Source organism: Bradyrhizobium sp. CCBAU 53338 (assembly GCF_015291665.1).
Lineage (GTDB): Bacteria > Pseudomonadota > Alphaproteobacteria > Rhizobiales > Xanthobacteraceae > Bradyrhizobium.
The window spans coordinates 1,233,476-1,259,966 of sequence record NZ_CP030048.1; the positions used below are offsets into that span (position 1 = coordinate 1,233,476).

General features: G+C 63.8%; 25 protein-coding genes. 12 read left to right on the top strand and 13 right to left on the bottom strand.

What is annotated here, in order from left to right; all coding sequences use genetic code 11:
- Positions 1 to 40: 40 nt before the first annotated feature.
- Genes XH90_RS05975 through XH90_RS05985 form a run of 3 tightly spaced genes read left to right on the top strand, consistent with a single transcriptional unit; the run spans position 41 to position 2,923 of the window.
- Positions 41 to 1,201: an ABC transporter ATP-binding protein gene (locus XH90_RS05975; protein WP_194479664.1), complete on the top strand. Its 1,161-nt coding sequence runs from the start codon at positions 41 to 43 to the stop codon at positions 1,199 to 1,201.
- Positions 1,198 to 2,109, top strand: a complete 912-nt coding sequence (locus XH90_RS05980) for an ABC transporter permease (protein WP_194479665.1) — start codon at positions 1,198 to 1,200, stop codon at positions 2,107 to 2,109. The genes XH90_RS05975 and XH90_RS05980 overlap by 4 nt, the downstream gene beginning before the upstream one ends.
- Position 2,110: 1 nt before the next feature.
- Entirely contained in the window at positions 2,111 to 2,923 is an 813-nt protein-coding gene (locus tag XH90_RS05985) for an ABC transporter permease (protein WP_194479666.1), read from the top strand.
- A 103-nt stretch (positions 2,924 to 3,026) separates the two neighbouring features.
- Here XH90_RS05985 and XH90_RS05990 read toward each other — a convergent pair whose 3' ends face one another.
- The 4 genes from XH90_RS05990 to XH90_RS06005 form a co-directional block, all read right to left on the bottom strand.
- Entirely contained in the window at positions 3,027 to 3,878 is an 852-nt protein-coding gene (locus XH90_RS05990) for a carbohydrate ABC transporter permease (protein ID WP_194479667.1), read from the bottom strand.
- Positions 3,875 to 4,747 carry a carbohydrate ABC transporter permease gene (locus tag XH90_RS05995; RefSeq protein ID WP_194479668.1) on the bottom strand — a complete coding sequence of 291 codons (873 nt, stop codon included), beginning with the start codon at positions 4,745 to 4,747 and terminating at the stop codon, positions 3,875 to 3,877. The genes XH90_RS05990 and XH90_RS05995 overlap by 4 nt, the downstream gene beginning before the upstream one ends.
- 97 nt (positions 4,748 to 4,844) lie before the next feature.
- Complete coding sequence (locus XH90_RS06000; protein WP_194479669.1) at positions 4,845 to 6,230, bottom strand: ABC transporter substrate-binding protein; 1,386 nt, start codon at positions 6,228 to 6,230, stop codon at positions 4,845 to 4,847.
- A gap of 232 nt (positions 6,231 to 6,462) precedes the next feature.
- The gene (locus tag XH90_RS06005) at positions 6,463 to 7,401 is read right to left on the bottom strand and encodes a LysR family transcriptional regulator (RefSeq protein ID WP_194479670.1); all 939 of its coding nucleotides are present in this window, start codon (positions 7,399 to 7,401) and stop codon (positions 6,463 to 6,465) included.
- Positions 7,402 to 7,520: 119 nt separating this feature from the next.
- On the opposite strand from XH90_RS06005, the gene XH90_RS06010 reads away from it, so the two are divergent.
- The gene (locus tag XH90_RS06010; protein ID WP_194479671.1) at positions 7,521 to 8,594 is read left to right on the top strand and encodes a 4-oxalomesaconate tautomerase; all 1,074 of its coding nucleotides are present in this window, start codon (positions 7,521 to 7,523) and stop codon (positions 8,592 to 8,594) included.
- 168 nt (positions 8,595 to 8,762) lie between these two features.
- Here the strand turns inward: XH90_RS06010 and XH90_RS06015 are convergent, their stop codons facing one another.
- Positions 8,763 to 10,652: an AsmA family protein gene (locus XH90_RS06015; protein WP_194482602.1), complete on the bottom strand. Its 1,890-nt coding sequence runs from the start codon at positions 10,650 to 10,652 to the stop codon at positions 8,763 to 8,765.
- Positions 10,653 to 10,919: 267 nt separating this feature from the next.
- Between XH90_RS06015 and XH90_RS06020 the strand changes: the two genes are divergently transcribed.
- Both XH90_RS06020 and XH90_RS06025 read left to right on the top strand, forming a co-directional pair.
- Positions 10,920 to 11,627: a CoA transferase subunit A gene (locus tag XH90_RS06020; protein ID WP_194479672.1), complete on the top strand. Its 708-nt coding sequence runs from the start codon at positions 10,920 to 10,922 to the stop codon at positions 11,625 to 11,627.
- A gap of 9 nt (positions 11,628 to 11,636) precedes the next feature.
- Positions 11,637 to 12,287, top strand: a complete 651-nt coding sequence (locus XH90_RS06025) for a CoA transferase subunit B (protein WP_194479673.1) — start codon at positions 11,637 to 11,639, stop codon at positions 12,285 to 12,287.
- 179 nt (positions 12,288 to 12,466) lie between these two features.
- Here XH90_RS06025 and XH90_RS06030 read toward each other — a convergent pair whose 3' ends face one another.
- From XH90_RS06030 to XH90_RS06040, 3 genes are all read right to left on the bottom strand, one after another.
- Positions 12,467 to 13,345, bottom strand: coding sequence for an SUMF1/EgtB/PvdO family nonheme iron enzyme (locus tag XH90_RS06030; RefSeq protein ID WP_194479674.1), 879 nt, complete (start codon positions 13,343 to 13,345; stop codon positions 12,467 to 12,469).
- A 53-nt stretch (positions 13,346 to 13,398) separates the two neighbouring features.
- Positions 13,399 to 14,496 (bottom strand): copper-containing nitrite reductase, encoded by a 1,098-nt coding sequence (gene nirK / locus XH90_RS06035; protein ID WP_194479675.1) that lies wholly within the window; start codon positions 14,494 to 14,496, stop codon positions 13,399 to 13,401.
- Positions 14,497 to 14,732: 236 nt separating this feature from the next.
- A complete protein-coding gene (locus tag XH90_RS06040) occupies positions 14,733 to 14,939 on the bottom strand; it encodes a hypothetical protein (protein ID WP_194479676.1) in 207 nt (68 codons plus the stop codon).
- A 158-nt stretch (positions 14,940 to 15,097) separates the two neighbouring features.
- Between XH90_RS06040 and hemN the strand changes: the two genes are divergently transcribed.
- Entirely contained in the window at positions 15,098 to 16,450 is a 1,353-nt protein-coding gene (gene hemN / locus XH90_RS06045) for an oxygen-independent coproporphyrinogen III oxidase (RefSeq protein ID WP_194479677.1), read from the top strand.
- A 74-nt stretch (positions 16,451 to 16,524) separates the two neighbouring features.
- On the top strand, positions 16,525 to 16,722 hold the full coding sequence (locus tag XH90_RS06050) for a DUF1858 domain-containing protein (RefSeq protein WP_194479678.1): 198 nt from the start codon (positions 16,525 to 16,527) through the stop codon (positions 16,720 to 16,722).
- A gap of 93 nt (positions 16,723 to 16,815) precedes the next feature.
- Here the strand turns inward: XH90_RS06050 and XH90_RS06055 are convergent, their stop codons facing one another.
- The gene (locus XH90_RS06055) at positions 16,816 to 17,526 is read right to left on the bottom strand and encodes a Crp/Fnr family transcriptional regulator (protein ID WP_194479679.1); all 711 of its coding nucleotides are present in this window, start codon (positions 17,524 to 17,526) and stop codon (positions 16,816 to 16,818) included.
- A 127-nt stretch (positions 17,527 to 17,653) separates the two neighbouring features.
- Here XH90_RS06055 and XH90_RS06060 point away from each other — a divergent pair, with 127 nt between their 5' ends.
- On the top strand, positions 17,654 to 18,865 hold the full coding sequence (locus XH90_RS06060; RefSeq protein WP_194479680.1) for an NnrS family protein: 1,212 nt from the start codon (positions 17,654 to 17,656) through the stop codon (positions 18,863 to 18,865).
- Between the two features lie 104 nt (positions 18,866 to 18,969).
- A complete protein-coding gene (locus tag XH90_RS06065) occupies positions 18,970 to 19,287 on the top strand; it encodes an antibiotic biosynthesis monooxygenase (RefSeq protein ID WP_194479681.1) in 318 nt (105 codons plus the stop codon).
- An 11-nt stretch (positions 19,288 to 19,298) separates the two neighbouring features.
- On the opposite strand, the gene XH90_RS06070 is transcribed toward XH90_RS06065, so the two are convergent.
- Positions 19,299 to 20,327 (bottom strand): AraC family transcriptional regulator, encoded by a 1,029-nt coding sequence (locus XH90_RS06070; RefSeq protein WP_194479682.1) that lies wholly within the window; start codon positions 20,325 to 20,327, stop codon positions 19,299 to 19,301.
- A gap of 189 nt (positions 20,328 to 20,516) precedes the next feature.
- On the opposite strand from XH90_RS06070, the gene XH90_RS06075 reads away from it, so the two are divergent.
- On the top strand, positions 20,517 to 21,137 hold the full coding sequence (locus XH90_RS06075; RefSeq protein ID WP_194479683.1) for a response regulator transcription factor: 621 nt from the start codon (positions 20,517 to 20,519) through the stop codon (positions 21,135 to 21,137).
- Positions 21,138 to 21,326: 189 nt separating this feature from the next.
- The gene (locus XH90_RS06080) at positions 21,327 to 23,006 is read left to right on the top strand and encodes a mucoidy inhibitor MuiA family protein (protein WP_194479684.1); all 1,680 of its coding nucleotides are present in this window, start codon (positions 21,327 to 21,329) and stop codon (positions 23,004 to 23,006) included.
- Between the two features lie 55 nt (positions 23,007 to 23,061).
- On the opposite strand, the gene XH90_RS06085 is transcribed toward XH90_RS06080, so the two are convergent.
- The 3 genes from XH90_RS06085 to XH90_RS06095 all read right to left on the bottom strand — a co-directional run bounded on the left by XH90_RS06085 (position 23,062) and on the right by XH90_RS06095 (position 26,411).
- On the bottom strand, positions 23,062 to 23,955 hold the full coding sequence (locus tag XH90_RS06085; protein ID WP_194479685.1) for a carbohydrate ABC transporter permease: 894 nt from the start codon (positions 23,953 to 23,955) through the stop codon (positions 23,062 to 23,064).
- Positions 23,948 to 24,904 (bottom strand): carbohydrate ABC transporter permease, encoded by a 957-nt coding sequence (locus tag XH90_RS06090; protein WP_128962518.1) that lies wholly within the window; start codon positions 24,902 to 24,904, stop codon positions 23,948 to 23,950. The genes XH90_RS06085 and XH90_RS06090 overlap by 8 nt, the downstream gene beginning before the upstream one ends.
- A 163-nt stretch (positions 24,905 to 25,067) precedes the next feature.
- Entirely contained in the window at positions 25,068 to 26,411 is a 1,344-nt protein-coding gene (locus XH90_RS06095; protein ID WP_194479686.1) for an ABC transporter substrate-binding protein, read from the bottom strand.
- Positions 26,412 to 26,491 lie beyond the last annotated feature (80 nt).

The window sequence follows — 26,491 nt, forward strand, 5'->3', positions numbered from 1 at the left end:
CCGCCGCTAGCGTGCGGCGGCATTAGGGTTGGCAGGGACGATGACTGACGAATTGCCCAGGACAGACGCCGCTGGCGTAGATGCGAATCCCTCCGCGGGTCAGCCGTTGCTGCGGATCGAGGGCGTGGCCAAGACGTTCGGGTCGTTCCGTGCGGTCGATGGCGTATCGCTCGACATCAGGGCCGGCGAGTTCTTTGCGCTGCTCGGCCCCAGCGGCTGCGGCAAGACCACGCTGCTGCGCATGCTCGCGGGCTTCGAGGCACCGGATGAAGGTCGCATCCTGCTTGCCGGCAAGGACATTGCGCAGGCGCTGCCGCACGAGCGCCCGATCAACATGATGTTCCAGAACTACGCGTTGTTTCCGCATCTCTCGGTGCGCGACAATATCGCCTTCGGTCTCAAGCGCGCCAATATGGCGCGCGTCGACGTCGCAACGCGTGTCGCCGAGATGGTCGCGCTGGTGAAGCTCGAAGGGCTGGAGAAACGCAAGCCCGACCAGCTCTCCGGCGGCCAGCGCCAGCGCGTTGCCCTGGCCCGCGCGCTGGCGCGAAGGCCGCAATTGCTGCTGCTCGACGAGCCGCTCGCGGCGCTCGACAAGAAGCTGCGTGAGAGCACGCAAGTCGAGCTGATGGAGCTTCAGCGCCGGCTCGGGATGACCTTCATCATCGTCACCCACGACCAGGAAGAGGCGATGACGATGGCTGATAGAATCGGCGTGATGAAATCAGGCAAGCTCGCCCAGGTCGCCGCCCCGCGCGAGCTCTATGAGGCGCCGCGCTCGCGCTGGATCGCGGAGTTCGTCGGCGACATCAACCTGTTCGACGCCGAAACCAAACTGCGCGACGGTCATCGCCTGGTCGTAGGCACGCCTGACGCAGGGACGCTGGTGGTGGCCGAGCCGGGCCAGCCGTTCGCCGAGGCAAGATTTTCGGTCGCGATCCGCCCCGAGAAGGTCAAGCTGTCGCGGCGTGGTCCCGCGAGCGAGGCCGGTCATGAAACTGCAATCAACCGGCTCGACGGGGTGATCGCTGACATCTGCTATCTCGGCGGCACCACCACCTACCGGGTGAAGCTCGATACGGGCGGGACGGTACAGGCGTCCGTCGCCAACAGCGCGCGGCTCGATGTCGATGCCTATAGCCTGAACCAGCACGTCGTCGCCTGGTTTACGCCCGACGATTGCGTGGTGCTGCCGTCATGAGCGCGCGCCGGATCTTCGCGCGACCGGCGCGTTTCGCCGCCATCGCGCCCTATGTCTGGATGGTGCTGTTCTTCCTGGTGCCGTTCGGCTTCGTGCTGAAGATCAGCCTGTCGCAGACGGCGATCGCGCAGCCGCCTTACGAGCCGGTGTTCGACCTGACGGCGGGGTGGACGGCGATCCGCGCGGCCTTTGCCGCGCTCTCGGTCGACAATTTCAGGCTGCTCGCCTCCGACGACCTGTATGTATTCGCCTATCTGCGCAGCCTCACCGTTGCCGTGACGGCGACGGCCTTGTTGCTGCTGATCGGCTATCCCATCGCCTATGGCATGGCGCGATTGCCAAAACGCTGGCAGGCGGTGGCGATGGTGCTGGTGATCGTGCCGTTCTGGACCTCGTTCCTGATCCGCATCTATGCCTGGATCAACATCCTTCAGCACGACGGCCTGCTCAACCGGATCCTCTTGGCGCTGCATCTGGTCAGCGAGCCCGTGGTATGGCTCTCCACCGACACTGCGATGTATATCGGCATCGTCTATTCCTACCTGCCGTTCATGATTCTGCCGCTCTACGCCACGCTCGCCAAGATGGAGCCGGCGCTGGAGGAGGCCGCCTCCGATCTCGGCGCGCCGCCTTGGCAGGTGTTCTGGCTCGTCACTTTCCCGTTGTCGCTGCCAGGCGTCGGCGCCGGCGTGCTGTTGTGCTTCATCCCTGTTGTCGGCGAGTTCGTGATCCCGGATCTTCTGGCCGGCTCCGACTCGCTGATGATCGGCCAGACGCTGTGGCTCGAGTTCTTCACCAACAAGGACTGGCCGGTCGCCTCCGCTGTGGCGATCGTGCTGCTCGTGGTATTGCTGCTGCCGCTTCTGTCCTACGAGCGGCTGCAGCGGCGACAGTTGGAGGAGCGGTGAGATGCCTAAAATCTCCCGCCTGTCCCGTTTCAACATCGCTTCGCTGGCGCTGGGGCTCGCCTTCCTCTATCTGCCGATCCTCATTCTCGTGATCTATTCCTTCAACGCCTCGCGGCTGGTGACGGTGTGGGGCGGCTGGTCGCTGCGCTGGTATCACGAGTTCTTTGCCGACCGCGCCATGATCGAGGCGTCCTGGATGAGCCTGCGGGTCGGGGTCGCTTCTGCGACGATCGCGACGCTGCTCGGCACGGCGGCTGCGGTGGCGTTGTCGCGCGGCGAACGCTTTCGTGGCCGTACGCTGTTCTCCGGCATGCTCTATGCCCCTCTGGTGATGCCGGAGGTGATCACGGGACTGTCGCTGCTCTTGCTGTTCGTCGCGCTGAACGCCGAGCGCGGCTTCTGGACGGTGACGATCGCGCATACCACGCTGACGATGTGCTTTGTCGCCGTGGTCGTGCAGTCGCGGCTCGGCTCGCTCGACCGTTCGCTGGAGGAGGCGGCGATGGACCTCGGCTGTGCGCCCGTCCGCGCCTTCCTGTCGGTGACTCTGCCGCTGATCGCACCGGCGATCGTTGCCGGATGGATGCTCGCCTTCACGCTCTCTCTCGACGATCTCGTGATTGCGAGCTTCACCACGGGGCCGGGATCGGCGACGCTGCCGATCCGGATCTACTCCGAGGTTCGCCTCGGCGTGAAGCCGGAGATCAACGCGATCTGCACGCTGGTGATCGCACTGATCGCGGTGGTCATCGTCATCGCCTCGCTGGTCTCGAAACTGTCGAGCTCGCAGGGCGAGAGCGCGGCTCCGTTGTGATCCCTGCCTTCATTGCGAGGAGCTCGCGACAAAGTTGCGAAGCAATCCAGACCGTCGCCGCGGCAGGAATCCGGATTGCCTCGCTCGCAATGACGAGAGGCAGCTACGACTTCACCGCGCCCGCCGTGAGGCCGCCTACCATGTAGCGGCGGAAGGCGTAGTAGATCGCGGCCGGCGGCAGCGCGTAGATGAAGCCGGTGGTCATCAGCAGCTCCCAAGGCGAATCGTCGGCGGAGAGGAAGTTGCCGAGCGCGACGGGCAGCGTGATGTCCTGATCGTTCGACAGCAGCAGGAACGCATAGAGATATTCGTTCCATGCGAGCAGCACCGCGTAAGTGCCGATCGCGACCAGCGACGGCATCATCAGCGGCAGGTACACCAGGCGGAAGATCTGCAGCGTGGTGGCGCCGTCCATCACTGCAGCTTCGTCCAGCTCGACCGGCAGCTTGTCGGAGGCTTGCTTCAGCACCCAGATCGCATAGGGGCTGGCGATCGTTACCATCGCCAGGATCAGCGACCAGCGATTGTTCAGAAGGCCGTAATTGCCCATGGTGCGATACATCGGCACGGCGAGAAACGCCGCCGGAATGAAATAGGTGAACAGCGCGAGATTCATCACGATGCGCCCACCCGGCACCTTCAGCCGTGAAATGGAGAACGCGGCCGCGGTGGCGACAAACAGCGTCAGTGCGCCGACGGCAGCCGCAATCACCACCGAATTCCAGAACTGGACGTAAAAGTCCCGCAGGAAATAATGCTGCTCATGGAACACGATCGAAAAGTTGTGCAGCGTCGGATGGTCCGGCCACATCTTCCCGGAGAACGCATCCTCCTTCGGCGAGATCGCGAACAGGAACATGTGGTAGATCGGCACCATCGTCCAGATGAACACCGGGATTCCGATCAGGAGCAACCGCGCTTCGGTCGCGACTTCGCGCAGGGTGGGGAGCTTCATCGCGACAACCGTTTCATCATGAAGTAAACGAGCGGCAGGACGAACGGCATCGCGCAGACGATGGAGGCCATTGCGAGCGAGAGCTGGTCGAGCCGGAGATAGCGGATGCCGAGCGTCGACAGCACGTGCGTAAGGTCGGCCGGGCCGCCGCCGGTGAGCAGATAGACGCTGTTGAAGTCGCCGAGCGTCCAGATCATCGAGAGCAGCGTGCAGGTGACGTAGAGCGTCTGCATCGATGGCCAGGTGATGTAGCGGAATTTCTGCCACCAGCTCGCGCCGTCGACGTCCGCCGCCTCGAACAGGTCGTGCGCGATGGCGAGCCGTCCGGTGATCAGGATCAGCGTCCAGAACGGCAGCGATTTCCAGATGTGAACGGCGATCGCCATACCGAGCGCCACCGTCGGATCGTTCAGCCAGTTCGGACCGTCTTCGCCGGTGAGCTTGAATATGATCTGGTTGACCATGCCCCATTCGGGATTGAGCATGAATCGCACCGAGAGGATGGTCGGGATCGACGGCACCGCCCAGGGCAGGATGAAGATCACCGAGAGCCATTTGATCCAGGTGCGCTGCTGCGCGAAGAAGCCGGACAAGAACAGCGCGATCAGCATCTTGATGTTGATGCCGACGACCAGGAAGATCAGTGTGTTGATCGCGGCGCGCGCGAAAACGGGGTCGTTGTAGAGCTCGACATAGCTTGCCGGGTGGCGCGCCAGCCACAGGCCGTAGCTGACGGGATAAACGACGAAAGCGAGGAATACGAGCATATAGGGCGCGAGCAGCACGATGCCCCAGACCTGCGCCGGGGTCAGCCGCGACGACAGGGGCGGAGCGGGGATCGTCTGATCGCCAGAGAGCGTGATCGCCATTCTTTGGGACTCTTTGAAAGGACTTCCGGCCGCACGAGGCGGCCGGTGTTAGCGTTTTGTCTCTCCCCGCGCCAGCGGGGAGAGGAAAAAAGAGAACTTAGCCTGCAACCTGCTTGATGCGGGCGATCATCTCGTCGACGGCCTTGTCGACCGGGATCTTCTCGCTGACCACCCGGTTCATCGCCTTGGCAAACACGTTCTCGTTGTTCAGGATCGTGAACTTGTAGTTCTTGGTGAAGTCGAACGGAATCGTGCCGCCAGTGAACTGCGTATAGGCTGCCTTGCGGTGCTTGTCGGCCTGCCAGAACGGGCTCTGCTGGCTGGCCTTCGTCACCGGGAACCAACGGCCGAGGCCGCCTTCAACGTAGGGCCGCAAATTTTCTTCCTGGAGCAGGAATTTGATGAATTCCTTGCCTTCCGCCTTGTTCTTGGAGGCGGTGAAGATCACGCCGGTCTTGACGTCGGAGCGGTATTTCATCGGCGTCCCGTCAGGCTTGTTGGGGAAGCCGGTGGTGATGATGTCATCATAGTAGGCCTTCTTGCCGGCATCGCGCTGCTCCTGCGTGAGCGCCGGATTGATCGAATCCTCGTACCATTTCGCCGGAATCGAGATCGTGAAGTTGTGGGTCATCACGATCGTCTTGTTGTGGAAGGCGACATTGTTGTCGGGGTCCTTCCAGGTCGTTGAGGACGGCGGCGTGCAGCCCCTTGTATAGATGTCGGTGTAGTCCTTCATTGCGTGAATCAGGTTCTCGCGGACCTTGGGATCGTCGACCGTAAGCTTGCCGTCGTCATCGACCAGCTTGACGTTGTAGGCGTCCATGAAGGTGTAGAACGACTGGAATGCGTCGGTGGATTCAACGCCCATCGGCTGGCCGATCGCGTAGAGGCGCTGACCGGTAGCCTTGCGGATCCCCGGCTGCACCTTGTCGCACCAGAACGACCAATAATCGTTCCATTTGGTCGGAATGTCGCTCTGCTTGAAGCCTGCCTTTTCCAGCATGTCATTCCAGATGTTGACATGCATGGTCTGCTGTTTCAGCGGGAAACCGTAATAGCCCTTCTTCTTGGTCTGGTCGTTGTAGAGAAGAGCCGTTTCCAGCGTGTTTGGCGCGAACTCGGATTTCATCGGCAGGAGGATGTCGGAGAGGTCCTCGAGCTTGCCTTCGAACGCCCATTTGCCCGCCGCCTGCACGTCATACGTGTCGGAGTAGGCGACGTCGGGCACCGTGCCGGAATCCAGCGCCGCGACGGTCTTCGGAATCATGTCCTGAACCGCATATTGCGACAATTCGACCTTGATGCCGCTCTTGGTCTCGAATTTCTTGATCGCTGCGAGCAGCGCGTCGTCCTCGGATTTGTAGAAACCCTTCACCCACCAGATCGTGATCGTCTTCTGCTGTGCAAAGGCGGGTGCAGTGGCCGCAAACAGCCCAACCGCAGCAACCGCCAATGATACTGCGCCAATAACCTTGGATCTCACGTTTTTCTCCCTCAAACGGCCGGCGTTTTTAACCGGTCGTATAAAACACTAGCCCATGGCTGCCATCCGATCTAGCGGCATGTTGTCAGACCTAGGTCGAGGGGGATCGGGCTCTCTGAGATGCTTAACGCGCGCATCGATCCAATCATCGCATCGATTCCCGGCAATCAATTCGCCATGTGTGTCCAGTTGGTCCATGCAGACCCGCGCACCTGCTCGTCGCCGGCGACACCTACTTCGAGCGGGACGATCGCGGCTTGCCTTGCCCGCCGGTCAGGGACGGAGAGCGCCATGCCTCCAGAAGCATCTTGAGGAATTGGCTGGCGTGAGGGGACAGTGTCGCCCCGCGCCTGCGCACGATGCCGATCGTCCGCGACACTTCCGGCTCGACCAGACGGACGGTGTGAATGATCGGATGGCCGGCCGCGGGCGTCGCCAGCCTCGGGAGCACGGCGATGCCGAGTCCCGCTTCGACCAAGCCGAGCGAACCGGATAGGTGAGCGACCTCGTAGGACCAGTTGAGCTGCAGGCCCTGTCGCGCCAGCGCATTGTCGATCAATGCGCGATTGCCGCTGTTGCGACCGACGGTGATGACCCGGTGCGACACAATTTCCGACCAGCTCACCTGTTTGCGCGATGCCAGCGGATGGTCATGACGGCAAGCCAGCACGAAGGGATCCTCAACCAGTTTCTCGAATTCGATCTCGGCGTGCGAAGCCCCGATGAAATTGATGCCGAAGTCGACTTCGCCGCGTGCCACCGCCTCCAATCCCTCGTTGGCGCCGATGTCGAGAATCCGGATGCGAATGCGCGGATACGCGTCGGCGAACCGGCCGACCGCGCGCGGCATGAAATAGAACACCGCCGTCGGCACCGCGGCAATCGAGACCAAACCTGAACTCCGCGCGCCGATATCTTGGATGGCGAGCACCGAAGTCTCGAACTCGTCGATGAGGCGACGCACCTTCGGCAGGAAGTCGCGGCCGGTCATGGTGAGATTGACATGACGCGTCGAGCGTTCGAGCAGTGGTGCGCCGAGACTTTCCTCCAGCTTCTGAATGCGCCGGCTGAGCGCCGGCTGGGATAGGTTCAGCGCCTTCGCGGTGCGCACGAAGCTTCCGGTCTCCGCGACGGTGATGAATGCCTTGAGGTCGAGCAGTTCCGCGTTCATGGCCCCATCTCGCGATTATACCGATATATGCATTAATACTTCAGATATTTGCATTTTACAGAAGAGTTGCAAGAGAGGATGTTTGGTTCGAGCCAAGAATGTCGCCGAACGGATCAGCCATGAACGATCAGATTGCCATTCCCTGTGTGGTCATGCGCGGCGGGACCTCGCGCGGGCCGTTCTTTCTGGCCAGCGATCTTCCGGCTGATCCCGGATTGCGCGATGCGCTGCTGTTGTCGGTCATGGGAGGCGGACACGATCTTGGAATCGACGGAATCGGTGGTGGCAATGCCGTTATCAACAAGGTCGCGATCGTCGGCCCGGCAACGGTGCCCGGCGCGGACGTCGACTACCTGTTCGCCCAGGTCCGTGTTCGTGAGGGGATCGTCGACACGTCGCCCAACTGCGGGAACATGCTGGCGGCCGTGGGACCATTCGCGATCGAAGCCGGCCTTGTCGCCGCTGGCGGAGATCGGACCCGTCTCCGCATCCACAATGTCAACACCGGCAAGCTGATTGATGCGACGGTCGCCACCCCCGGAGGGCGGGTGACTTACGAGGGTGAGGCGCGGATCGACGGTGTGCCGGGAACGGCCGCACCCATCGAACTCTCGTTTCCGAACGCTGCCGGTGCACGCACCGGTCGCCTGCTGCCGACGGGGCGGCCGACTGACCGCATCGAAGGGATCGATGTGACCTGCATCGACGCGGCGATGCCGGTCATGCTGGTCCGCGCCGCAGATCTTGGATGCACCGGCCGCGAGGCTCCTTCCGATTTCGCCGACAGCGGCTTCCGCGGGCGTCTCGAAAGACTGCGGATCGAGGCCGGACGCCTGATGGGCTTTCCGGATCCGGCGTCGATGGTGATTCCGAAGCCGATTCTGATTGCGCCTGCCAGCGAGGCGACGCTGAGCACGCGATACTTCATGCCGCACGACTGCCATAGCGCGCTGGCGGTAACCGGCGCCGTCGCGATCGCGACGGCGTGTGTCACGACAGGGACGATTGCCGCAGAGATGGTCGGACCGCTGGTGCCGCCGGTCCCGATCACCCTCGCCCATCCCTCCGGCGAGCTCGTGGTCCGACTGGAGCCCGGGCCGGTCGCCAGGGTGCAGCGAACAGCCCGGCGGATCTTCGAGGGCCAGGTTTTTGCGCGCCGGTCGCACGTGCCGCATTCGGTGTTGGCGGCCTGAAGCCCGCCGTCTCCGCAGCCATCAAGAAATCAAGGCATGGGAGAAGCGAGACTGGAAGCACGGGCCCCGACCAGGATGATCAGCAGTGTTGGGCCATCACCGTTTCGCTGTGGGATGCCTGTGACCGCGAGGTGCTGGCCCGTGAACTGGGCCAAAGCGTCGTTCGCGCTAGTTGGACTTCGCGCCCTCTTTGGAATTCTCCGCCGTCGGCGATCCCTCCGGCGCCTGCCGCTTTCCACCGGTGATGCGCTGCTTCAAGAGGTCGAGGAAGGGAGACGCCGCAGGCGAATGGCGGATCAGGGCCTCGGGGTCGGGGAAGATCAATGGATCGTCCCACGGACCCTGCACCATGAAGGGCAGTTGAAAGCCTGATGTCGTGTTGAGGCTTGCGACACCCTTCATGTCGTACTCGCGCGTCGGCACCGACGCGGTGCCGGTCAGCGTGATCTTCGCCGAGGGGCCCTCGATGCGGATGTCCTCGGCGGTGGCGATCCCGTCGGCGAATTTCACCGCGATCGTGAGGTTGTCGTAAGGCGTCGAGCCGCTGCGGAAATTGCCGCCACCGGACAGCGGCCGGCGCTCGAGCCGCTTCAAGAGCTGCTCGGCGTTGAAGCCGGAGATCGCGCCGTCATGCCCCGTTACCGTGGCGGTGCCGTCGAGCGACTGCACGAGGCCGAACGGGCTCGAGCCCGACGCGAGCAGGGACACGTTGATGTTGCCACGGCCGGACAGCTTGTTGAGACCGAACAGTTCGGTCGCGCAGGCCTGAAGATCGACGTCGGTGAACTGGAACTGCGCCTTGATGTCGGCGACGTCGTCGGAGCGCGAGATGCCGAACGAACCCTTGGCGATGCCGCCATAGACCTGCGCCTCGCCGACCGAGAGCGCCAGCGTGCCGTTGCGCAAATTGGCGCCGATCGCGGTGCGGCCGAGCTTGGTCGGACCGACCGTCAACTTGGCTGCGGAGAGGCGCATGTCGAGGTCGGTGCTCGAAAGCCCGTTCAGATCGAACAGCTGCCTGTTCCAGTCGCGCGCGCCGCTGGCGAGCAGGCGGAAGGTGGAGATATAGGGCGTGAAGTCGAGCGCATCGGCGGCGAGCGTCGCCTGCAATGTCTGCCGGCCGTTATTGGCATAGGTCATTACGCCCTCGGCGGCATTGCCGTCGAGCTCGACATTGACGTTGGTCAGCGCGATCGAGGCGCCGACGACATTGGCGCGCGCCTTGAGCGTGAAGCGGCCGAAGCCGCCGCTGCCGGGCTGCGGTTGGCCGGTCCAGCGCAGCGCGTTGCGCAGCGACGGGCTGTCGATGGTGAGCATGCCCTCCATCATCGGGCTGGTGCGGTTGGCGACGCTGCCGTCGAAGGCGAGCTTCAGCGGTGTGCTCGCGATTCTCGCCTTCAGGCCCGATCGGTCGCCGGAGAGGGCTGCGACGAAATCGGCAAAGCTGATCGAGCCGTCGACGCGCTCGCCGCGCCAGTCGAACTGCCCGGTTGCGGCGAAGGAGCGCGAGATCGAGGGCCAGGCCAGGGACAGGTCGATGTCCTCGAACTTCTCGGTGGCATGTGTAGCGGCGTCCTCGTAATTGAGCACGCCGTCCTGCAGCCTGATCTCGGAGAACGAGACCTCGTTGTCGGCGCCGGGCTTCATCGTCCGCGCAATGGTCTGGATGAAGGGTGTCCAGTTGCTCTCGCCATCCGGCTTCAGGCTGACATGAATGTGCGGCCGCAGCAGCGTCAGGTCGGCGATCTCGAATCGTTGCAGCAGCAGGGGCAACAGCCGGAGATTGGCGGTGAGCACGTCGACATGGAGCGCGGGGTCGCCGGCGCCGCCGCCCTTCAGGCCGACGTCATGGAAAGAGATGTAGCTCGCCGGCAGCACGGAAATATCGATGCTGCCCGTCACGCTGAGCTCGAGCCCGGTGACGTCGCGGATCTGCGCTTCGACCGCCTTGCGCAGCGCGTCGCGGTTGATGAGCCAGGAGGTCGCGATCAGGGCGATCAGCGCGACGCCGAGCAGCGCCGCGATCGGCGTCCCGAGGCGCTTCATTCCTTGGGCCATGGTCAATGGCATGTCCTGATCGAGTTGGTCGCTGGAGCCAGAAGGGCGGGGCGGGAAACCTGCGCGCCCCCACGCCCAACCCCCGCAACTTGAAGGGTTTTCTTGTCGCTTTCAAGGCCGCGGACCGGTCTGCCCACGGCGTGGGCAGCTTCTAGCACCAGCGACCTGGACGGAGAACCCCGTATCATTGACGGCTTCGGACGATTTCGCCTAATAATCGCCGCCAACAAGGCGCGGCGCCTCTCAGGTTAAGTCGAGGTTTTTTGCATGAACAAGGTCTATCCCGACGCCAAGTCGGCTCTTGAGGGCGTTCTCAAGGACAACATGATGATCATGTCCGGCGGCTTCGGCCTCTGCGGCATCGCCGAGTCGCTGTCGGATGCGATCCGCGACTCCGGCGTCAAGGGTCTGACCGTGGTCTCGAACAATGCCGGCGTTGACGGCATCGGGCTCAGCCGCCTGCTGGAAACCCGCCAGATCAAGAAGATGATCTCGTCCTATGTCGGCGAGAACAAGCTGTTCGCCCAGCAATTCCTCGCCGGCGAGCTGGAACTCGAATTCAATCCGCAGGGCACGCTGGCCGAGCGCATCCGCGCCGGCGGCGCCGGTATCCCGGCCTTCTACACCAAGACCGGTGTCGGTACGCTGATCGCCGAAGGCAAGGAAGTGAAGGAGTTCGACGGCGAGAAGTATCTGATGGAGCGCGGCCTGTTCGCCGATCTCGCGATCGTGCACGCCTGGAAGGGCGACACCGCCGGCAACCTGATCTACCGCAAGACCGCGCGCAACTTTAACCCGATGATGGCGACCGCCGCCAGGATCACGGTGGCCGAGGTCGAGCATTTGGTACCCGCCGGTGAACTCAATCCCGACCACATCCACACGCCCGGCATTTTCGTGAAGCGCATCGTCGAGGTCGGCACCGCCAAGAAGCGCATCGAATTCCGCAACACCCGCCCGCGTACTGCCGCCTAAGGAGAGCACATGGCCTGGACCCGTGAACAGATGGCTGCGCGCGCCGCGAAGGAATTGCGCGACGGCTACTACGTCAATCTCGGCATCGGCATCCCGACGCTGGTCTCGAACTACATTCCCGACGGCGTCGACGTCAGCCTGCAGAGCGAGAACGGCATGCTCGGCATGGGCCCGTTCCCCTACGAGGGCGAAGAGGACGCCGATCTGATCAACGCCGGCAAGCAGACCGTCAGCGAGCTGCCGTCGACCTCCTATTTCTCGAGCGCGGATTCGTTCGGCATGATCCGCGGCGGCCACATGGATCTGTCGATCCTCGGTGCCATGCAGGTGGCCCAGAACGGCGATCTCGCCAACTGGATGATCCCCGGCAAGATGGTCAAGGGCATGGGCGGCGCGATGGATCTCGTCGCCGGCGTCAAGCGCGTCGTCGTGGTGATGGAGCATTCCGCCAAGGACGGCGCCAAGCTCCTGAAGAAGTGCAACCTGCCGCTGACCGGCGAGCGCGTCGTCGACATGGTCGTGACCGATCTCGCGGTGTTCACCATCGACAAGCACGGCGACGGCGGCATGGCCCTGATCGAGCTCGCCGAGGGCGTGACGCTCGACGAGGTCAAGGAAAAGACCGAGGCCGAATTCCGCGTCGCGTTGAAGAACACCTGAGACGGTCGTCGCGAATCATCATCAATGGCCGGGTTCAATCCCGGCCATTATCGTTTGAGGCAATTCTCATTCTCCGACGCGGTCATGCCCCGGCTTGACCGGGGCATCCAGCACGCCGCGCCTTCTCGGGTCCATCGCTGGCGTTTCGGCGTGCTCGCTCGCAATGACGGACTACGTGGCTACGACCTCGCAGCCCACACCTTGCTCCACCTTGCCGACACGCTCGCCACCCACGACCGCTCCTCGCGCACCAGGCGGAAGCCGAGATTGGCGGGCGGCACGCCTTGCGCGCAGCCGCCGGCGCGGGCGTCGCGGATGAAGTCGGTGACATAAGCGCGGTGCGCGCCCTCGGCGACGCGCACGCCGCAATTCACCGTCGGTCGACCGGCATTGCCAGAAGCATCGACGCGCGAGCGCACGAAGCAGGTTGACGTCCACTCCCAGACATTGCCGGCGAGATCGGACACGCCGCGCTCGTTCAGGCCGAACTTGCCGAACGGATAGGCCGTGGTGTCGGCGAGATCGCGCTCGGATTCGCGCTCATAGCGGCTGATCCATCGCTTGGCCGGATCATTCGCGTCGACCGGCGCGCCGTCGTCCCTGAACCGGGAGCCCGCCGCAAAGGCCCATTCCGCATCGCTCGGCAGGCGGTAGCGGTGGCCGGTCCTGCGCGACAGCCAGCCAGCATAGGCCTGCGCATCGTGCCAGCTCACCTGCACTGCAGGGCGATCCGGCGCGATTGCGACGTCGCGACCGAGCGGATGACATTGGCCGTCCTGCACGCAGAGCTGGTAGTCGGCCGAGGAGACCTGCTCGCGCATGATGTGAAGCGCACCCGTGAATTGCAACCTATGCAGCGGCGCCTCGGCCTGCTGCCCGGCGCGCGTGAAATCGCCGGCCTCGCGATAGACGAAGTCGCCCGCGGCGATCTCGACGATCGCTGGCTCGCCTTGCGGGCCGTGCGTCGTCATCTCGGAGACCAGCGGTGCGACAGCCAGCGGTCCTGCGAAGCCGGCGGCACAGGCGAGGAGCAGTTTGAGCTTGAATGCGATCAGCATGGTCTTTCCCCCGAAAGAAGAAGGGGCCGGTGATGGCCGGCCCCTTGTCGCGTCTAGTTGGTATTGGGGGCCGGTATCTCCGCAGGCGCCTTCACCTGAGTCATCAGATCGTCGTTCCACTTGCCTTCGACCTTGAAGTGCGCGGTGGCGCCGAGGTCGGCGGCTTCGATCAGATTATGCGTGACATAGGCGTAGATGCCGGGCTGCAGGAACTTGTACATCGCAGCTCCCGCGGAGCCGCCGCGGATGAACCAGGTCTCGAGCCCGGTCTCCGGCGGGTTGGAGAACTTGCCGGTCTCCCAGACATAGTCGCCATGGCCGCCGATCAGGTGCGGGCGGCTGTCGCGGTTGGCCTGGGAATGCACGATCAGCACGTTCTCGCCGACCTTGGCCGTCAGTGCGTTCTTGCCGGTGAGGGCGCCAACCTTGCCGTTGAACACGACGTGGGACGGGATCAGCTTCTTCATCACCTCTTCGGTGTCGGTGAAGGCTTCGCCCGGCGAGTCGTAGGACTTGAAATTGCCCTTCTCGTCGCGCGGCACATACATGTCCTGCTCGCCGATGTAATAGACCTTGTCGTATTTCAGCGCATGGCCCTTGCCGTCGTTGAGGCCATCGCGCGGCAGAACCATCACGGCGCCGTTCATGCCGGAGACGACATGCCAGGGGATCATCGGGCCGCCCGGCGCGCAATGATAGACGAAAACGCCGGTCCGCGTCGCCTTCCAGCGCAGCACGACCTGCTCGCCGGGATTGATCAGCGTGAGCTCGGCACCGCCGAGTGCGCCGGTCGCGGAATGGAAGTCGATGTTGTGCGGCATGCTGTTGGTCGCGGGATTGACCAGCGTCAGCTCGACATAGTCGCCTTCATGCACGACCATCAGCGGGCCCGGCATCGAGCCGTTGAAGGTCATCGCCTGGAAGGTGGTGCCCTTGTCGTCGATGACCACCTTCTTCTCCTCGATGGTCATCTTGAATTCCATGATCTTGGGGCCCTGCGTCGTCGCCTGCTCGTGGGCATGCACGAAGGGCGGGGCGACCAGATCGACCTTCTGCCGCGGCAGCTTGAGGTCGCTGGCGGCAATGGCGGGGGTCGCGAGCATCAGAGCGGTCGCGGCGGCGCTGATCAATGCGGCTCTGCGGGTGAACATCGTAAAGCATCCTTCAGGGTTTTAATGACGGATGCAGTGTGCGCCTGTTGTGGCAAGCGTGTTTGCGCTGCGACAAGCTTTGGCCTGATTGGCCTCCGGTGAAATCCCTAGGAAGTATACCGAAGTGCCAACGATGCCGTCGGCGTGGTGGTGGCGCAGCGTGCGGCATCAGCCGCGTCAACGGCAAATCGTTCGCATGTTCAGCTGCGGTCGATCGTGAAGGGTTGGATGCGCGATTAAAGAAGCTCGATCGCAATCCAGACGGTAGCCCAGACCGCAAGCGACACCACGGCCAGTACGGCGGCGACGATGGCCAGCACGCGTACGAGATGATTTGCGCCGGGGGCAGGCGCGACCGGAACCGGACGGAAGTCGTCGAAGCGCGGGATATGGCCGCGGATGCCGGCAAGCCAGAGAACCAGATCGAGTGCAAACGACGGCATAGCTATCTCCCAGGGGACGATGATTGAACGTCACAATGGCTCCAATCCAGCGCTCAGACTTTGAGCAAGCGCAAGGTGGTCCGCGTGAAAGCGGGTAATCCAGTGCCATCCGCAGGTTGCCGCGGCCGCAAGGGCATCAATTTACGAATGGGCAGGATATGAGGACCGATCTCGCAGCGAGCTACGGCGAAGAGAGATTGCCGCGCTACACGAGCTATCCGACAGCGCCGCACTTCTCGCCGGCGATCGGTGCCGACGCCTACGCGCGCTGGCTGTCCGAGCTCCCCTCCAACGCCAGCGCCTCTCTTTACCTGCACGTGCCGTTCTGCCGCGAGATGTGCTGGTACTGCGGCTGCCACACCCAGATCGTCCGCCGCGACGGGCTGATCGCGGCCTATCAGCGGACGCTCCGCAGCGAGATTGCTCAGGTCGCGGACGCGATAGGCCGCCGCATCAAGGTCGAGCACATCCATTTCGGCGGTGGCACGCCGACGATCATGGCGCCGGAGGCCTTTGCCGAGTTGATGGCGGCGATGCGCCACGCCTTCTTCGTGCTGCCATCGGCCGAGATCGCGGTCGAGATCGACCCACGCACGCTGACATCGGAGATGGTCGAGGCCATGCGACTCTCCGGCGTCAACCGTGTCAGCCTCGGCGTGCAGAGTTTCGATTCCGTCGTGCAGCGCGCGATCAACCGGGTGCAGAGTTATGAGCAGACAGCTGCGGTCGTCGACATGCTCAGGCAGGCCGGGATCAAGAGACTCAATTTCGACCTGATCTATGGTCTGCCGCATCAGACCATCGCATCCTGCCTCGATACGGTGCGGCGTTCGCTCGCGCTCATGCCGGCCCGCTTCTCGGTGTTCGGCTATGCGCATGTGCCAAGCTTCAAGAAGCACCAGCGCATGATCAGTGAGGAGCATCTGCCCGACGGCCTTGCGCGCCACGATCAGGCCTGCGCGATCGCCAACGCACTGAAGGAGGCGGGCTATGTGCAGATCGGCCTCGACCATTTTGCGCGACCCGACGATGCCATGGCCGTGGCGTTCGAGCAGGGGACGCTGCGGCGCAATTTCCAGGGCTATACCACCGATCAGGGCGAGGTCCTGCTTGGCTTCGGCGCGAGCGCAATCGGACACCTGCCGCAGGGCTATGTCCAGAACGCCGTGCAGATCGGGGCTTATCAGCAGAGTATCGCGCACGGCCGTCTCGCTACCGTGAAGGGGTATGGGCTCACGGACGACGACCGGCTGCGCGCCGACATCATCGAGCGCATCATGTGCGAGTTCAGCGCCGATCTCGGCGATATCTGCGCGCGCCATGGCGCAGAGCCGGCTGCGATGCTGCAATCGGCGCCGCGGCTGAAGCCGCTGATCTCGGACGGCGTCGTCAGGCTCGACGGCGACCGTCTCGCCGTCGCGAACGATTCGCGCTTCCTGGTCCGCAGCGTCGCGGCCGCGTTCGACGCGCATCTGGATCCGGTCAAGCAGTTGCACAGCCGTGCGGTGTAGTTCATCGTCAGCTTGCGCTTCCACAAAGAAACTCCGGTCGCCTCCGCTATCGTCGCGGCGGAACGGAGTTGTCCATGCCTTTCCGATCTGACGATCTGGTCGATGACATCATGCGCAATGCGCCGCACACGATCCGTGTGTTCCTCGCCTTCAGGATGGCCTGTGTCGGCTGTCCGATCGCGACTTTCCACACCGTGGACGACGCCTGCGGTGAGCACGGCATCGACCGCGACGAATTCCTGGCCGCGCTGGGCGATTGCGTACCGGCGTGAGGCGGGCTTCAGTTCGCGCGGATCGCGCGCGAACTCCCGAACGAGCGCGGACTTTCGCCGTAAGCGGAAGCGTTCTCGACCCTCATTCTACTTCTACGCCGCACCGCTGTCCGGGGTTCGCTCTGCCAGCACGACGATCCCGTGCGGATCGCGTAGGATGATGCGCTGGCGGCCGCTCTCGACGAGGCCTTGGTTCTCCCAGCCGCTGAGGATGCGGCTGACGGTATGCAGCGTGGTGCCGGTCATCTGCGCGATGTCCTGACGGCTGATCGGGAAGTCGATCTCGATGCCGTGGTCGAGCCTCTTGCCGGATTGGCTCGCGAGCCGCAGCAGTGCGTGCGCGACGCGCTGCTCGACCTGCTGCGTCGACATTTCCAGGATACGCGTGTGGCTTTCCTGCAGCCGCTTGCCGACGGTTTGCATCGTGTTGGCGGCGAGCGCGGGAAACCGCTCGATCAGTCGCGGCCAGGCCGAGATCGGCCAGATCAGAGCGACGCTGTCGTCGACCGCCATCGCGGTCGCCGGATAGCGCGCGGTGCCGATCGCCATCGCGAGCCCGAAGGTTTCGCCGGGCGCGACATATCGCACCACGATCTGTTCGCCGGTCGGCGTGGTCTTGGCGGCGCGGACATGGCCGTGCAGCAGCAGGAAGAAGGATTGTGCGTCCGCGCCCTGCTCGAAAATGGCGGTGTTCTTGGGGAAGCGCGCCGAGCGGGCCTCGCGCAGGATTTCGTCGAGATCTTCCGGCTTGACGCCCGAGAACAGCGGCAAATGCGCAACCAGCGATGTATCGACCTTGGCCATTTCGCCTCCTTGGCATCAGGGAGTGTGATGGCACCTGCAATCGTCCGGTAGTTTGCGTTAGCGCAAAACCGGCCGGCCGGACGGCAGTATTTTTCCAGGTAACGGTCCGAATTCACAGGAGTTGCCCATGGCTGGTGCCCGATCCCGTAATTTTCAGGGCTGGCCGCTGTTTGCGAATAGCTTCCGGCCGTTCTTCCTGTTCGCCGCGATCCAGGCAGGACTGTCGATCCTGGTCTGGCTGCCGATGTTCTACGGCGAATTGTCGGTCACATCGGCCTTCGCGCCGCGGGATTGGCACATTCACGAAATGCTCTATGGCTTCCTGCCTGCTGTCATCACCGGGTTTCTGTTCACGGCGATCCCCAACTGGACCGGGCGACTGCCGATCCAGGGCACGTCGCTGGGCGCGCTGCTGGTGGTCTGGCTCGCCGGACGTGCCGCGGTGATGCTGTCCGCCGAGATCGGCTGGGCGTTCGCGCTCGTCATCGACGCCGCCTTCCTGGCGCTGGTCGTGGCGGCCGCAACCCGCGAGATCATCGCGGGCGGCAATTGGCGCAACCTGCCTGTCGTGGTGCTCGTGCTGGTGCTGCTCTCGGGCAATGTCGCCTTCCACCTCGAAGCGCATGTCGAAGGCGCAGCGGATGTCAGCATTCGCGTGGGCATCTCCGTGGTCATGCTGCTGATCTCGCTGATCGGCGGCCGCATCATCCCGAGTTTCACCCGCAACTGGCTGGTCAAGTTCAATGGCGGCCGATTGCCGGTGCCGTTCGGACGGTTTGACGGCGTGGTGATCGGACTGAGCGCGCTTGCGCTGATCGCGTGGACTGTAACGCCGCTGAACATGATCACCGGCGTGGCGATGGCGTTCGCCGGCATCTTGCACCTGGTGCGGCTCGCGCGCTGGGCCGGCGATCGCACCGCGCGGGAACGGCTGCTGCTGATCCTCCATGTCGGCTACGCCTTTATCCCGCTCGGCTTCCTCCTCAATGCCCTGGCCGGCTTCGGTCTGCTGCCGCCGAGCGCGGGCATTCATGCCTGGATGACGGGAGCTGCCGGAATCATGACGCTCGCGGTGATGACGCGCGCGAGCCTTGGCCATACCGGGCAGACGCTGACGGCCTCACCCGCTACTCAGGCAATCTACGTCGCGATCATCGTCGCGGCGCTGGCCCGGGTCGGTGCCGTGCTGTTGCCGGCCCATAACGATGCGCTGCTGCATATCGCGGCCTGCGGCTGGATTGTCGCGTTTCTCGGCTTCGCCGCCGCGTTCGGTCCGCTGCTCGCCGGCAATCCCCGGCGCGCACTCGCCATCATGGGCGTGCCGGCTTCGGCACGCTGATTTTTCCGCCGGCGTAACAAGCGCCGTCGTCGATCCGAAACTGTCATTCGGGCTGTGCCTGCCGTTGGCCGGGCGCGGACATGCGATTGAGGATTGGATCGAAGATGATCGGCGAAGTCGTTGTGATTGGCAGTCTGAATTTGCGAGATGGCGTCCAGATCGAGGAGTATGATCGACTGGGCGAGCGCATGTACAACATCGTCAGCAGCCTTCCGGGCTTTCTGTCGGTCAAATCGTTCAAGGCCGACGACGGCGAGGAATTGACCGTGTTTCGCTTTGCTTCGGAGGAGGCACTCGAAGCCTGGCGCACTCATCCGGAGCATGTCGAGGCGATGAAACGAGGGCATGCCGAATTCTATGCCAGCGGTCGCTTGCAGATTTGCAAGATCATCCGTGAAGTCGGCCCGTTCGAGCACGCCTGATCGAGTGTGAGCTAGGCCGCGGAGGCTGACGGCGCCTCGGCCGGTGGCCGCACACCCCGCCGCCAGTCCGTGATGGTGCAGCCGAAGCGGCCGCGGAACCAGCGGGCCATGGCGCTTTGGGCGGAGAAGCCGAGCTGGATTGCGATCGCTGCGAGCGGGCGATCATGATCCTCGATCAATTTCGTCACGAGATCGGCGCGCTGCGCATCGAGGATCGCCGAGAAGCTGGTGCCGCATTCGGCGAGGTGGCGGTGGATGGTGCGTCGGGTGCACGAGAAATGTTCGGCTACGCGCTCGACCGTGCAATTGCCGCTATCGAGCAGCGATCGAACGACTTCGTCGACCTTCTCTTCCCAGCTTCCGGGGCGCGTATCGATCTCCTCGACGCGCTTGCGCAGATAACTCGCCATCAGCGGATGTGAACTCGCAATCCGCCGGTCCATGTCGTGGGCCGACAGCAGCACGGCATCGACCTCTGAATTGAAGACGAGAGGACAGCCGAAGAAATCCTGGTGTCGCTCGCGGTTGCGCGGAGCCGGATATCGGAAGTGCATTTCGACCGGCCGCCAATGGTCGCCGCAAAGCACTTGAACGACGCGGTAGACGGTCGCCAGACCCAGATCAATCGACTGGTTGAGTGCGCTTGGGTGACGACCGCGCAGGTTCAGCGCGATCATGACGGTATTGCCGCTTCGCCTGACATCCAGGCGCATACCGTCGTGATGGATGTGAATGTAGCGGGCCAGCGCTTCAATCGCTTTTCCGACGGTCGGTTGCTCGCGAACGATGAGGGCGACCGGTCCGAGATTCGTGAGGCCACCGCGATTAGCCATCCGCAGGCCGAAATCTTGGGCGCCTGACTCGGCTGCCGACATTTCGAGCAGGCGCCGGAAGGCGGAGACGGCGATTCGAAGCTCGGGTTGCTCCAGGCACGCCAGCGGGAGTCGCGCCTTCCGCATCATCTGTTTCGGGTCGAGCCCGACTGACCGGGCAACGTCCGGATAATGAGTCAGGGCTGCACTGCGGATGAGATCGGTCATACCAGCCATTCCAGCAGATGTCTCGAAATGTAAAGTTTCTGTCCCATTTCGTCAAACATGGAACAATACGGAACCTACATAGGGACCAACCGACGCACCGGCGCGAATGCCGTGCTGATGACGGCGGGGCGCGATGAGGCCCCCGATCCGTCTCTTATCATTTGACCAAGACATTGCTGGATCTGGATTATGCCGGGAAACATGCTTTCCAAGGGTGAGGTATTCGTCATTGAAACCGACGCCGCCTCCCGCGAACAATTGTCCAATGCGCTTCAGCAGAGCGCCTATGAAGTGATCTGCTTTGCCGACGGCGCATCGCTGCTGTCGGAAGCCAAGGCGCGGATGCCGGCCTGCGTGCTGCTGGAGATGCCGCCGGACCGCTCCGCCCTCGACGTGCTCAAGCGCCTGCGCGAGGAAAACTGCATGGCGCCGGTGCTGGTGACGTCGGCGAATGGCAGCATCGCCATGGCCGTCGACGCCATCAAGAACGGTGCGGCCGACTTCATCGAGAAGCCGTTCCGCACGCACGATGTCGTCGGCCGGATCGATGCCGCGATCGACGAATCCGTCCAGCCCGATTCCGGTCGGCAGCGCTGGCTGCCCGGTTGCGAGCCTCTGACCGGGCGGGAAGGGGACGTGCTCGCACATCTCGCCGCCGGCCTGACCAACAAGGAGGTCGCCCGTCGCATGCATCTGAGCGCACGCACGGTCGAGGGCTATCGTGCCAGCATTCTGAAGAAGGCGGGCGCCAAGAACGTGACCGATCTGCTTCGGCGCATCTTCGGCCAGGGTTCGCCCAGCCAAGTCTGACAGTTGATCCGCTAGGCAGGGTTGTGCCGCGGCGTGGTGACGCGTTCCGCGGCCATGGTGCTGCCGCAGCGGCGCCCAACGGAAACCCCAATCGAACCGGTTCCTCTCCTGCCGCGTCTCACGACGATGGCGTGGCATGTTTTCGCGCGTCCGGCTGGCGGCGCGGCGATATCGGCAGGGAGAAGTTTGATGTGCACGATCGCAAGATGTCTGGCGACGACGAGCCTGGTCCTGGTGAGCGCAGCGCTCGTCTCACCCTCATGGGCCGCCGATGTGGATGCCACATCGGCCATCGACACCGTCACCGTCTACCCCGATGGCGCCACCGTCACCCGCGTGATCGCGATCGACCTCGCCTCCGGGGACTCGACGCTGGTCGCCAGGGATTTTCCGCTCTCGCTTGACCCGTCCTCGCTCCGCGTCGAGGGCGAGGCCGGCGCCAAGCTCACCATCGGCACCATCGATGCGCGGCCGCCGCGCGCGGCGCCGCCGGCCAATCTTCCCGAACTCGACAAGCGCATCGAGGCGCTCAAGGACGAGCGCGCCGACCAGCAAGGCGCGATCGATGCCGCGACCGCCCGGCGCAAATTTGCGCAGCACTTTGCCGAAGCCTCCCCCGCCGGCCTCGGCGATAAGGGCGAGGCCCGCCCGATCACAGAGTGGCGCGCGGCCTTTGCCGCAGTCGCCGAGGAAGTCGCGGCCGCCGATACCGCGATCCGTGATGCCTCGCGAAAACAGCGCGAGATCGATCGTCAGATCGCGCAGCTCGAGGCCGAGCGGTCCGCCAAGCCGCCGAGCAAGCTCGAGGTGCGGATCGACGTTGCCTCAGCGGCTGCGACCAAGGCGACGCTGCGCGTCACTTACGCGGTGCGCAACGCGCGCTGGCTGCCGCTCTATGACGCAAGGCTCGACACCGGCGCCAGGGACCGCAAGCCGCAGCTCGAGTTGGTCCGCCGTGCCGAGGTGACGCAGTCGACCGGCGAGGACTGGTCGAACGTCTCGCTCGGCGTTTCCACGGTCCGTATCGCCCGCGGCAGCAGCGCGCCGGAGCTGGGCTCGCTGGTCGCGCAATATCCGCAGGTGCCGAAGCCGCGCGCGCTGGGCTCGGTCGCCGATACGGCTATGCCGGCTGCGGCGCCGATGCTGCGGAAGATGGAGGCGTCACGAAGCAGGGAGGAATTCGATCTCCCAGCCCAGCGTGCCGATGAACAGCAAGCTGTTGCCGAGATCGGCGCCTTCCAGGCCACCTTCACGATTCCCGGCCGCGTCAGTCTCGGTGCCGCCGAGGGCGCCAAGAGCCTGCGCATCGCCTCGATGAGCGTGCCCGCCGATCTCGCGGTACGCGCCGCGCCGGTGCAGGACCCGACCGCCTTTCTCGAAGCCAGCTTCAAGCAGACCGATGACACGACCTTGCTGCCGGGCAAGGTGGCGATCTACCGTGACGGCATCTTCGTCGGCCGGGGCAAGCTCTCCGCGTCGGCCAAGGACGACATCGTGCGGCTCGGCTTCGGCGCCGACGACAAGGTCAAGATCGAGCGCGCGGTGCTCAAGCGCAACGAGGGCTCGGCCGGCCTCCTGGTCACGACCTCGAAGACCGACGAGCGCGCCTTCAAGACCACTGTCCGCAACGGCCACGACTTCCCGATTCACGTCGCGATCGAGGACCAGCTGCCGGTCAGCGAGAACGACGAGATTGCGGTCGAGATGCTGCCCACGACCACGCCGCCCACGGCAAAGGATGTCCGCGACAAGCGCGGCGTGCTGGAATGGTCGTTCGACGCCAAGCCCGGCGAGGTCAAGGACATCAATTTCGCCTGGCGTGTTCGTTGGCCCAAGGACAAGAACGTCGTGATCGTGCCGTCGGGTTAGTTTGCAAGCCACGACGGCGGTCCACTCCCTCTCTCGCTTGCGGGAGAGGGCTCGGCTATTCCTTGACCGCGCCGGTGAGCGAGGACACGTAGTAATCCACGAACAGCGAGTAGAAGATCGCGACCGGCAGCGAGCCGAGCAGCGAGCCCGCCATCAGTGCGCCCCACTGGTAGACGTCGCCGGTGACGAGCTCGGTCAGGATCGCGACCGGCACGGTCTTGTTGGCGCCGCTCTGGATGAACGCGAGCGCGTAGATGAACTCGTTCCAGGACAGCGTGAAGGAGAAGATGCCCGCCGAGATCAGGCCGGGGACCGCCAGCGGCAGCGTGATCCGCCGCAGGATCTGAAGCCGCGTCGCGCCGTCGACCAGCGCGCATTCCTCGAGTTCGTATGGGATCGACTTGAAATAACCGATCAACAGCCAGGTGCAGAACGGCACCAGGAATGTCGGATAGACCAGGATCAGCGCGAGCGGTGAGTCGAACAGGCCGAACTGCACCACCACGGTCGCGAGCGGGATGAACAGGATCGACGGCGGCACGAGATAGGCGAGATAGATGCCAAGGCCGACATAGGGGCTGCCGCGAAAGCGCAGGCGCTCGATCGCGTAGGCCGCAAGCGTGCTCGCGACCAGCGACAGCGTGGTCGCGCCGATCGCCACCAGCATCGTCGTCCACAGCCAGCGCGGATAGTCGGTGTCGAACAGCAGGTGCTTGATGTGCGCCAGCGTCGGCGAGGAGATCCAGAACGGGTTGTGCTCCTTGTAGTTCATCAGCTCCGCGTTCGGCTTGAACGACGTGATCGCCATCCAGTAGAACGGAAACAGCAGGATCAGCACGAAACAGCCCAGCGGCAGATAGATCATCATCAGCCGGCGCAGCCCGGAATCCCAGGCCATGGTGTCGGGCGCGGCCTTGGCGTCGGCCACTTGCGCGACGGTATCAGTCATTGGCCTCTCCCTGCTGCCATTTGCGGCGCGCCAGGCCGAAATAGGAAAACAGCGTCGCGAATACCAGGAACGGGATCATCGACACCGCGATCGCGGCGCCTTCGCCGAGCTCGCCGCCGGCGATGCCGCGCTGGAAGGCGAGCGTCGCCAGCAGATGCGTCGAGTTGACGGGGCCGCCGCGGGTGATGGCGTAGACCAGCTGGAAGTCGGTGAAGGTGAAGATGATCGAGAAGGTCATGACGATGGCGAGGATCGGCATCATCATCGGGAAGGTGATGTAGCGGAAGCGCTGCCAGGCGCTGGCGCCGTCCAGCATGGCGGCCTCGTAGAGCGAGGGCGAGATGGTCTGCAGTCCCGCCAGCAGCGAGATCGCGACGAAGGGAATGCCGCGCCAGATATTGGCGGCGATCAACGAGAAGCGTGCCGGCCAGGGCGAGCCGAGGAAGTCGACATTGCTCGTCCGCCAATGCAGCACGTCGACCAGCAGATAGGAGATGATCGAGAATTGCGGATCGTAGATCCACCAGAACGCCAGCGCCGAGAGCACCGTCGGCACGATCCAGGGCAGCAGGATGATCGCGCGCAGGAGGCTCTTGAACGGAAAATGGTTGTTGAGCAGCAGTGCGAGCCAGAAGCCGAGCGCGAATTTCCCGAAGGTCGCGATCGCCGTGTAGACGATGCTGTAGAATACCGCATTCCACCACAGGGGATCGGAGAGCAGATATTGGAAATTATCCAGCCCAACGAAGATGCCCCTCCGCCCGATCGTGGTGTCGGTGAAGGCGAGCCAGATGCCGAGGCCGAGCGGATAGGTCAGGAACACCGCGAGCAGCCCGATCGCGGGCGCGAGGCACATCACGATCAGGAACGGCTTGTAGTCGAACAGGCGCACCAGCCAGTTCGGCTGCCGCTGTGCCAGCGCGGGGGAGGAGAGGGTGGTCACGGACATCAGGGCGTTGTCCTGTTCTGGAAAGTCACTTCACCGTCATTGCGAGGAGCCTGCGACAAAATTGCGAAGCAATTTTGCGCCAGTGCGGCGAAGCAATCCAGACTGTATCCGCCGAGGGATTCTGGATTGCTTCGCTTCGCTCGCTATGACGGCCTCTCGGCCGTTACCTCTGCCGCCGGAAGTACCGCTTGCAGCGCTGCTCCGCCTCTGCGGCTGCGGCCTCCGGCGTCGCTGCGCCGGTTGCGACCGAGGCGAACATCTGCACCGTGACATAGTCCGCGCGAACAGCGCCGGTGGCGGTCGAAATCGGCCCCTTGTAGCCGGCGTAGTAGTTGCTGTTCATGGTGTCCTTGAAGATTGCGACCTTGGGATCGCCCTTCCACACCGCCGCATCGGCATAGGCTGCCAGCGGCTGCGACCAGTAGCCGCTGTTGGCGTTGAGCCACGGTTCGTACTGGTCCTTTTCCAGCATGTATTGCAGGAACGCCTTTGCGGCGTTTGGATACGGGCTGTGCTTGAACACCATGGCGTTCAGCGTCAGCCCGGACATCGGCGAGACCGGTGCAAGACCTTTCGGCAACGCCTGATGTTCGGAATCCTCGGCGATCGCCGCGGTCGCCGGATCGTTCTTCAGCGAGAAGTACAGCGAGACGCCGTTCGCCGTCAGCGCGATATCTTGCGCCGAATACGCGCGGTTGTTGCTGACGTCGTTCCAGGACGTCGTGCCCGCGATGAAGGTCGGATAGAGCTCCTTCACGTAGTTCAGTGCCGCGATGGTCTCCTTGCTGTTGATGGTGACATTGCCTTCTTCGTCCAGCAATGCGGCGTTGTGCGCCCACATCATCCAGTCGGCAAAACCGTTGCCGTCGCCCACGGCATTGCCGAGCGCAAAGCCGGCGGGCTTGCCGGCTTTCTGCAGCTTCTTGCAGAGGTCGAGGAATCCAGGAAGGTCATCCGGTGCCTTGTCGAACCCGACGGATTTGAGCACGGACTTGCGATAGATCAGCGGTCCGCCGGAGGCCCCGAACGGGAGGCCAATCCAGGTATCGCTCTTGGCCTTCTTGCCATAGGCCTTCGCCAGGTTCAGCCAGCCGCCATACTTCTTGCCGAGATAGTCGGCGATATCGGTCAGCTCGATCAGCTTGTCGATATAGATGTGCGGTGCATCGGAGAAGCCGATGATGATGTCGGGGCCGGCGCCGGAATTGGCTGTGACCGCGGTCTGTTGGTTGATGTCCTCCCAGCCGACGAAATCGACCTTGACCTCGACGCCGGTCTCCTTGGTGAATTTGGCCGCATTGGCGCGGAACACGTCCTCGTCGGCCTGGACGAAGCGCACCGGCCGCAGCATGCGCAGGCTCGCGCCCTTTTCGATCGGCAGTTTCGGAGCGGGGACGTCTGCGGCCTTGATCGCGGATTGAGCGTGCGCTGCAACACCGGTCGCGGCGACCGTCGCAGCGGACAGGCCCAGCGCCAAGGCATCACGACGCGTGATGTCGTTCCTCATCAGTTCCTCCCTGTTATGTCTCCCTTCCCGGCGTTGATCGCCGGTGAAGGGCCGTTTCAGTCTCTTGCCGGTCTTTCGAC

Coding starts and splice junctions, on each gene's coding strand:
- XH90_RS05975 (WP_194479664.1), top strand. CDS start 41: ATGACTGACGAATTGCCCAGGACAGACGCCGCTGGCGTAGATGCGAAT.
- XH90_RS05980 (WP_194479665.1), top strand. CDS start 1,198: ATGAGCGCGCGCCGGATCTTCGCGCGACCGGCGCGTTTCGCCGCCATC.
- XH90_RS05985 (WP_194479666.1), top strand. CDS start 2,111: ATGCCTAAAATCTCCCGCCTGTCCCGTTTCAACATCGCTTCGCTGGCG.
- XH90_RS05990 (WP_194479667.1), bottom strand. CDS start 3,878: ATGAAGCTCCCCACCCTGCGCGAAGTCGCGACCGAAGCGCGGTTGCTC.
- XH90_RS05995 (WP_194479668.1), bottom strand. CDS start 4,747: ATGGCGATCACGCTCTCTGGCGATCAGACGATCCCCGCTCCGCCCCTG.
- XH90_RS06005 (WP_194479670.1), bottom strand. CDS start 7,401: ATGAACGCGGAACTGCTCGACCTCAAGGCATTCATCACCGTCGCGGAG.
- XH90_RS06010 (WP_194479671.1), top strand. CDS start 7,521: ATGAACGATCAGATTGCCATTCCCTGTGTGGTCATGCGCGGCGGGACC.
- XH90_RS06015 (WP_194482602.1), bottom strand. CDS start 10,652: ATGGCCCAAGGAATGAAGCGCCTCGGGACGCCGATCGCGGCGCTGCTC.
- XH90_RS06020 (WP_194479672.1), top strand. CDS start 10,920: ATGAACAAGGTCTATCCCGACGCCAAGTCGGCTCTTGAGGGCGTTCTC.
- XH90_RS06025 (WP_194479673.1), top strand. CDS start 11,637: ATGGCCTGGACCCGTGAACAGATGGCTGCGCGCGCCGCGAAGGAATTG.
- XH90_RS06030 (WP_194479674.1), bottom strand. CDS start 13,345: ATGCTGATCGCATTCAAGCTCAAACTGCTCCTCGCCTGTGCCGCCGGC.
- nirK (WP_194479675.1), bottom strand. CDS start 14,496: ATGTTCACCCGCAGAGCCGCATTGATCAGCGCCGCCGCGACCGCTCTG.
- XH90_RS06040 (WP_194479676.1), bottom strand. CDS start 14,939: ATGCCGTCGTTTGCACTCGATCTGGTTCTCTGGCTTGCCGGCATCCGC.
- hemN (WP_194479677.1), top strand. CDS start 15,098: ATGAGGACCGATCTCGCAGCGAGCTACGGCGAAGAGAGATTGCCGCGC.
- XH90_RS06050 (WP_194479678.1), top strand. CDS start 16,525: ATGCCTTTCCGATCTGACGATCTGGTCGATGACATCATGCGCAATGCG.
- XH90_RS06055 (WP_194479679.1), bottom strand. CDS start 17,526: ATGGCCAAGGTCGATACATCGCTGGTTGCGCATTTGCCGCTGTTCTCG.
- XH90_RS06060 (WP_194479680.1), top strand. CDS start 17,654: ATGGCTGGTGCCCGATCCCGTAATTTTCAGGGCTGGCCGCTGTTTGCG.
- XH90_RS06065 (WP_194479681.1), top strand. CDS start 18,970: ATGATCGGCGAAGTCGTTGTGATTGGCAGTCTGAATTTGCGAGATGGC.
- XH90_RS06070 (WP_194479682.1), bottom strand. CDS start 20,327: ATGACCGATCTCATCCGCAGTGCAGCCCTGACTCATTATCCGGACGTT.
- XH90_RS06075 (WP_194479683.1), top strand. CDS start 20,517: ATGCCGGGAAACATGCTTTCCAAGGGTGAGGTATTCGTCATTGAAACC.
- XH90_RS06080 (WP_194479684.1), top strand. CDS start 21,327: ATGTGCACGATCGCAAGATGTCTGGCGACGACGAGCCTGGTCCTGGTG.
- XH90_RS06085 (WP_194479685.1), bottom strand. CDS start 23,955: ATGACTGATACCGTCGCGCAAGTGGCCGACGCCAAGGCCGCGCCCGAC.
- XH90_RS06090 (WP_128962518.1), bottom strand. CDS start 24,904: ATGTCCGTGACCACCCTCTCCTCCCCCGCGCTGGCACAGCGGCAGCCG.
- XH90_RS06095 (WP_194479686.1), bottom strand. CDS start 26,411: ATGAGGAACGACATCACGCGTCGTGATGCCTTGGCGCTGGGCCTGTCC.